Here is a 7,501-nt window from a genome sequence, read left to right on the forward strand (position 1 = left end):
CGCTTCCGGTCACCGCCAGAACCTTGCCGGTCATCCGCTCGCGCGCATAGGCGCCGAGCGCAAGGATGCTCGCACTGACATTGCCCACCGCGAGCCGGTCGCCCTCCAGCGCCGCGCTCGCTTCGCTGTCGTTGGCGATGATCGCCGCCGGCGGGTGCGGCAGGCGCGCGAGCCACGCCTCGCTTACGCCAACTTCGCCCTCGGCCAGCCGGACGGCGACCATATCGCCGGGTCGCATGGTCAACGGGGAAATACAGAGGCCGCACGCCGACCATTCGCGCGCCGGGGGCGCCGACCAGCGCCCGCCGGTAGCGCGCTCGACGTCGGGCGCGGTCCAGTGCCGGATCGCCGCGCCGGTCGGCTCTTCCTCAAGAGCCGAACCCCCGCGCGCCTGGCAGGCGAGCAGGTAATTGCGGTATGCGACAAGGCCGGAGAGATAATGCTCGACGTCGTCGATCCGGATCCGGAACGCATGATGCCGGATGAAGAAGCTGCCGGCGATCTTGCGCGGATCGGCGAAGAACATCGCAAGCTCGGGCCAGAAATGGCCGTTGAGCAGGTAGCCGGCACGATGATGCAGCGCCTTGTAGAAACGCGGGATATCGATGCCGTCGAGCAGATGGGCCAGCGCGGGATCGGCCCGCAACCGGCCGATCATCTTCTCCGCCGCCATCATCAGTTCGAGCAGGGTCGGAAAAGTGGTGATCCGTTCGAGGACGAACCCCAGATAGTCTTTGAAATTTTCGAGGCCGAACCGGAAATAGGCTTCGTGCGGGCGATGAAGCGTCAATTCGTTAACGCAATAGCTCAGCCAATGGTCGTGCGCCTGCCAGTGCTGCTGGCGAATAAAATGCCCGAACGCCTTTTCGACGGCGGCCAGCCAGCGCGGATCGCCGGTGACCCCGAACAGACGCATCAGTCCGAAGGCGGCTTCGCCCTCATAATAGATGATGCGAAAAGCCTGTTTCACATCGAGCGCAGGATAGTTCAGCACATGCGTGAAGCCACCCGTCGCGGGATCCTGCATGTGGAGGATGCCGGCAGCCAGCCCGTCGAGCAACGCGGCGTGGCGATCATCGCCCGTCAGTTCGCGATGTTTGACCAGCGCGAGAATCGCAACGGCATTGCCGCCCAGTTTGATTTCCGATCCCGTATCAACAAGGAATGCCGCCGGCTCTCCACCCGGCAGGGTAACAGGCCGGATCAGTCCGGTTACAAGATGGGCCAGCGCCCGGTCGATCGCAGCCTCGAGCTTCGCGTCGCGCGTCACCTCCCAGGCTTCGAGCATCGCATAGAGCGTGCTCGCATGGCGAAGGCTGTTGTAGGATTGGATCGGGCGATCAAAACAGGGGTGCCATCCGTAGTGAAACCGCCCGTCGGCGCCGACTTGCGACGCCAGATAGTCGCTGCCGTCCCGGATCAGCCGCGCCATGTTTTCGGCGTCGAGCGTCGACATCATCCGGCGTCCGGCATCGAGGCCGTCACCGTTCAGCGCGTGGACGATGCCGTCATCGCCGACGAATGCTCCTTTCGTCGTGAACAGCCAGATCGCGCCCTCATCGGCGAAATGCAGGGCGCGAAGGCCGTGGCGCTCCGCCGCATAGATACAGAAATTTCCTTCGTTCAGAACGGCGGAAGCCTGTTTCGGACCACCATAGAGCATGGCATTGGCGTTGATCTCGGTTTCCAGAAACGCGTGTTCGAAATCGGCGTCGAGCGAAATGCCAAGGCGAAAATAGTTGCGCTTGATATCCTTCAGCCTGGCCCGGAGCGCGCCCCACGAACTTTGTTCGACCGCGTCGACCCAGTCGACACGCAGCCAGCATCCGTCCGTCTCGCGGCGCGCCAGTTCGTCCACGGCGCGCTCCCAGGCGTCCTCGGCCGTCGCCCCCGTTATGGTGAACACCTCCGCGCGCCGCGTCGCATCGGTGCACGAGACGAACAGCACGAACCGCTTGGCGCCCCTGGTGATAACGAAGCCGATGTCCGGCATCGCCGCGCGCAACGAAGCGAAACGCAGGGCGAGCGGCGCGGTCATCGTTCGCGCAGCGCCTCGCGCGCGCGGTTCAGGGGTTTGAGCAGATATTCCAGCACGGTTTTTTGCCCGGTGTGGACATCGACGGTCGCCACCATGCCCGGCACGATGGGAAAGCGTTTGCCCATCTTGTTCACCAGCGCATCCGACTTCGTGCGGACGAAGACGCGGTAATAGAATATCTCCGGCTTCACCTCGTCGCGGATCGTGTCGGGCGAGATCGTGGTGACCGTGCCGTCGAGCCCGCCATAAATCGAATAATCATAGGCGGTGACCTTCACCGTCGCGCGCTGCCCCGGATGAATGAAGGCGATGTCGCGCGGCGCCATGCGCGCCTCGATCATCAACTGGTCGTCGAGCGGGATGATTTCCATCACCTTCCCGTTCGGCGACACGACGCCGCCGACGGTCGAGACCTCGATGCTCTTGACGATCCCGCGGACGGGCGAGCGAAGCGTGAGGCGCGCGAGCGTATCCGACCGGCCGCGCACGACAGGCGCCAGCGCCTCGACCTGCTCGTCGGCCTGCGCGAGTTCCTGCCGCGCCTCGACGATATATTGCGACCGCAGATCGGCCTTTTTGAGCTCGAGGTCGGCGCGTTGCCGCTTCAGGCGCAGCACCTCGGCCTGGCTCGCCGCACCGACCTCGATCAGTGATTCGCCGATGCCGACTTCCTTGCGAATGAGCGCGAGCGATTCATCGATCAGCCCCAGCGAACTGGCGAGGCTGTTTCGGCGCGCCTGGTACAATCGCTGCTGTTCGGCCTTGAGGTCGGGAAAATCGTCGAGTTCGCCGGAAAAGACGATCGGCGTCTGGTTCACCTCGGCGCGGAGCCGCGCGGAGGCAGCGAGCGCCGCGCGATATTTTGCCGCGCTTTCCTCGACGGTCGAACCCGCGAGGGTCGGATCGAGCTGCGCCAGTATCTGCCCCGGTTTGACGATCGAATCCTGCCGGACGAAAAGCTTCGCCAATATGCCGCCTTCGAGCGACTGGACCACCTGTTCGCGCGACGTCGGCACGACGCGGCCGCTGCCGGTCGCGACCTCGTCGAGTTCGGCGAGCCAGGCCCAGACCAGGCCCGCAGCGAGGAAGGCGAACAGGAGCCAGACGAGGCGGCTCGCGGGCACGAGCCGGCCGTCCTGATCATCGTCGAACAGCCAGCTGTCGGAAGCTTCGCGCGCCGTCATGCCGCCCGCCCCCTGGCCTGCATGGTGCGCAGCGCCGCCGCCTTGGGCTCGTCGAGGGCGATCGCGCCGTTGTGGATGACGATGATCCGGTCGACGAGATCGAGCACCCGCATGCGGTGCGTCGCGATCACCACCGTCCGGTCGCGGCTCCACGGCTTGAACCGTTCGATGAACAACCGCTCGGTCGCCTCGTCCATCGACGCGGTGGGCTCGTCGAGCAGCACGACCCGGGGTTCGCGGATCAGCAGCCGCGCGAGGAGCAGAGCCTGGATCTGACCGCCCGAAAGCCCGATCCCGCCCTCGAGGATCACCTGTTCCAGCCCGCTGCGCGAACGCTGGATGAAATCGTCCGCGCCGACCATCTGAAGCGCCTGCATGATCTCCTGAAGCGAGGCCTGCGGATGACCGAGCGTGAGATTTTCGCGGATCGTGCCGTAAAAGAGCCGGCTTCCCTGGCTGAGCAGCCCGACATCGCGCCGGACGTCGGCGGGATCGATCTGATGGAGCGCCAGCCCGTCGAGCAGCACTTCGCCGGACACCGGATGGAGCAACCCCGAACACCCCTGGAGCAAGGTCGACTTGCCCGCGCCGTTGCGCCCGAGGATGGCCACCTTCTCGCCCGGTTCGATATGAAGTTCACCCACCGACAGCGCGGCGGGCGAATTGGGGTCGGCATAGCGGAATACCGCCGAACGGAGCGCGAAACGGCCGGCGATCGCGGGCAGCTGGATACGATGTTCGTCGTCGGGACTGTCGACCGGCAGCGCCATGATCTGATCGAGACTCTTGATGCCGACCCGCGCTTGCTGGAGCCGGTTCAGTATCTGGCTGAGTTGCGCGATCGGCGCGATCATCCGCGATCCGAGGATCGACGACGCCACAAGGACGCCGGTGGTGATATCCCCGGCCATCACCAGCGGCGCGCCGACAAAGATGGTGGCGGCATAGACGGCGTTCTGGACGTTGTGCGTCCAGACCGTCAGGCTGTTTGTGAGCCCGCGCAGTTTTAGCTGAGCTTCCGCGGCCGCCGCGTTATAGTGATTCCATTGCTGCTGGAACCGGTGTTCGGCCTGCAGCACCTTGATGTCTTCGAGACCCTGCACCGCCTCCACCAGCATCGCGTTGCGAAGCGAGGACTCGCGCATCGATTCGTTCGCATAGGCGCGCAGGCGGCGCTGGGCGAGCAGGCCCGGGACGATCAGCAGGAACAGCGCCGAAAGCGGAACCAGCGCAAGCGGGCCGGCGATGAACCAGAGCAGCGTGAGGAACAGCAGGAAGAAGGGTATGTCGGCCATCGCCGCGACGGTCGTCGAGGTCAGCAGTTCGCGGACCTGTTCGAGGTCGCGCAACTGCGCGATGAACGCGCCCGTCGATGTCGGGCGATCGCGGTTCCGGACGCGCAGCGCATGGCCGAACACCTGGTCCGACATCCGCATGTCGGCGCGTTTGCCGAGGATATCGATGATCCGCATCCTGAGGCGGCGGAACAGGAAGTCGAAGCCGATGGCGAGCAGGACGCCCCCGAACAGGATATAGAGCGTGGGAAAGGATTCCGCCGGGATGACCCGGTCGTAGACCTGCATCGAAAACAGGACGCCCGCCAGCGCAAGGCTGTTCGCGGCAAGCGAGGCGATCAGGATATGCGAATAGGACCGCATATCCTTGAAGACGATGCGGCGCAGCCAATGCTCTTCGAACGGACGGATATAGGTATCGACCCGCGCATCCTTTACCGATCGCGCCGGCCGCGCGGCAATGCAGCGCGTCGCCGAAGCAAGCAGGCGATCGGCGGCAATATTGTTCTCCAGTCCCCCCTCGCCCATGATGGCGACGCTCGCATCGCCCGATGCATCGACCGCGGTGACGACGGCAAGCCCGCCATCGGCGAGCTCCACGATCATCGGCAGCCGTTCCGAACTGAACTTCGTCTCGCCCGGCGCCAGGAAGCGGACGCGCAGCCCCGCCCCGCGCGCCACGACACCGATCCGCTCGGCGTCATCGCCTCCCGTCTTCCACAGGCTGGCCAGCTTGCTGTCTTCCGCCGGGCCGGGCAGGCGATAGTGGCGGGCAACCAGACCGAAGGCCTCGATCCACGGCTCGGCCTGGAAAAGCCGGGCCGGCGGAGCCGCCTCCTCCATCACAGCGCGACCCCGCGTACCGCCAAGCCGCTCAACCCGAAAACTTCACGCTGGACACCCGAATAGAAGAGGCAATCGACCTGCAGGCGGCGCGTGTCATACTGCGTGTTGACGCGGTCGAAGCGCACCTGATGCAATTCCTGTTCGGCGTTGAGCAGGTCGACGAGCGTTCGCGTTCCCATGTCGAGATACTGGAGACGATAGAGACGCCCGGTCTCGTCCATGCTGGCCTGCCGTGCCGTCAGCGTGTCGAGCACCCCCGTCAGGCTCGTCACCTGCCGCTCGGCTTCGGCGAGAAGACGGCTCACCTCATTGCGAACCCGCGCTTCGGCAGCATCGGCGGCGCCGAGGCTGTAGGCGGCGCTTCGCGTTCGCGCCCGTCTGGCGCCGCCGCTGTAGAGCGCGCTCGAAACATTGATTCCGAAATTATATTCGGCGCGCCGCGAGAAAGGGTCGTGAATATCGGCGCCACCACCGGCGCCGAAGGAAATCGTCGGCAGCCCGTCAGCCTTGCTGCGTTTGAAATCGGCCATCGCCTCGTCGCGCTGGGCCTGCGCCTGCATGACTCCAGGCACCATTGTCCAGTCGGGTTCGCCCCTCGCACACGCGCCATACAGCCCCGGCACCGGATCCAGCGACACCTCGGGCGCCGCCGGGCGCCCGAGCAGGAACGCCAGATTGCTGTCCCAGCGATGCCGTTCGGCCTCGATCTCCTGCAGCGTGACCTCGGCTGCCTGAACGCGCGCCCGCGCCTGCAACGCATCCGATTTGGTGCTGGCGCCCAGCCGGTAGCGATGATCGACGAGCTCGCTGATGCTCTGGATGCTCGCGAGCTGGTCGAGCGCCACCTGCCGCAGGACCATGTCGCGCTGGATTTCGATCACGGCATAGCTTGTGTCGCGGATCAAGCTGTCGACCGCGAGAAGCAATTCGGCCCGGCCAATCCGCGTTCCCGCTTCGGCGGCGGCGACCGAACTCGACACCTTGCCGAAATCGAAAAGCATCTGCGACGCGGACAGGTTCGCGCGCGGGCGCCAGCGACTCTGGGTGATATTGTCGTAACTCGATCCGACGCCGCCGCTGATCTGCGGTTTGTAACCTGCCTTGGCGATAGCGACCTCTTCGGCGCGGGCCTGCAGCCGGCCGACCGATTCGGTGATCGAGGGATGCCATCCCACCGCCTCGCGCACGGCGGTCTCCCAGAGAAGCGGTGAGGTGTCGGCGGCCGAAGCAGCGGTCAGAACCGGCGAAACGGCTATCGCCAACAAGAGCCTGAGCCCTGTTCGGATGCGTATCTTGCGCCCGTACCGCCCCTGAATCGGCATCTATCCTCCGAACATTTGTCCCTGATTGCGACAAAATGCGAAAGGAAAGTGCACTGATTTGCCAGCACACCCTCCAGTCGCATGTTCAAAGTATTAGATTAACGGGTGGTTATTCGAGTTCAGTTCGTCATCCTGATTGATCGACAGGAAACCAAGCGGATCGTCGACTGGAACGGAATTTTGATCCATTTCGGATGTTTCTCCAGTTACAGCATGAATATCTTCGGACTTTCCACTCTCTGTATCGTCTTGACTGTTTTCGAGATAGCTTTCCAGAACTTCGACCAGATCGCCCTTTCCTTCGAAGAGATCATACACGAAGTTGTCCGCCTCGGCAGGCGCCGCACGATTTGCGGCGTGCGCCGGATCGAAGCCATCGAGCGGTATCGTATCGCCGGCTTCGAACGACATCGCCGAAGCCATGAACGGCAAGGCACCACCCGGATCGTTGACATCGACCGTCACCGACAGTTCGGCCTGAACGACATCGCCGTTCGGATGCCGGATCTGATAGGTGAAGACATCGACCTGGTCGGTATCGAAATAGCCGAGGTTCGGATCGGGCTCGTAATGATAGTTGCCGCCCGCATCGACCGTCAGCGTGCCATAGGCCCCGGTCAGGGTGACCGGCGTGTCGCCGACCTCCGCAAAGCCGGCGCCGCTGTCGACGAGCACCGACGTGAAGCGTGAGCCGGTGACGTCATTCTCGAGCAGGTTGCCGTCGGCTCCGCTGACCGCGTCGACCTGGAACTCGGTGAGGTTGGTGACCTCCTGATGCAGCGACACCGCCGACGTATAGCCCAGTCCGAGCGTGTT

The 7,501-nt window shown here is 64.3% G+C and carries 4 protein-coding genes and 1 pseudogene; all 5 read right to left on the bottom strand.

Going from position 1 to position 7,501, the window contains the following annotated elements:
- Positions 1-2,038 (bottom strand): annotated as a pseudogene (locus VGD20_RS13785) (glutamate ligase); the annotation flags it as partial.
- A complete protein-coding gene (locus VGD20_RS13790) occupies positions 2,035-3,222 on the bottom strand; it encodes an HlyD family type I secretion periplasmic adaptor subunit (protein ID WP_331134997.1) in 1,188 nt (395 codons plus the stop codon). The pseudogene VGD20_RS13785 and the gene VGD20_RS13790, both read right to left, overlap by 4 nt.
- Positions 3,219-5,360, bottom strand: coding sequence for a type I secretion system permease/ATPase (locus VGD20_RS13795; RefSeq protein WP_331134998.1), 2,142 nt, complete (start codon positions 5,358-5,360; stop codon positions 3,219-3,221). Before VGD20_RS13795 ends, VGD20_RS13790 begins: the two co-directional genes overlap by 4 nt.
- Positions 5,360-6,628 carry a TolC family protein gene (locus tag VGD20_RS13800; protein ID WP_331134999.1) on the bottom strand — a complete coding sequence of 423 codons (1,269 nt, stop codon included), beginning with the start codon at positions 6,626-6,628 and terminating at the stop codon, positions 5,360-5,362. The genes VGD20_RS13795 and VGD20_RS13800 overlap by 1 nt, the downstream gene beginning before the upstream one ends.
- A gap of 150 nt (positions 6,629-6,778) precedes the next feature.
- On the bottom strand, positions 6,779-7,501 hold a 723-nt coding region (locus tag VGD20_RS13805; protein WP_331135000.1), incomplete at its 5' end, for an Ig-like domain-containing protein.

The sequence above is a fragment of the Sphingopyxis sp. genome (assembly GCF_036402335.1).
GTDB lineage: Bacteria > Pseudomonadota > Alphaproteobacteria > Sphingomonadales > Sphingomonadaceae > Sphingopyxis.

Excerpts from the sequence above, each read along its gene's own strand:
- VGD20_RS13790 (WP_331134997.1), bottom strand. The coding sequence starts at position 3,222 with ATGACGGCGCGCGAAGCTTCCGACAGCTGGCTGTTCGACGATGATCAG.
- VGD20_RS13795 (WP_331134998.1), bottom strand. The coding sequence starts at position 5,360 with ATGGAGGAGGCGGCTCCGCCGGCCCGGCTTTTCCAGGCCGAGCCGTGG.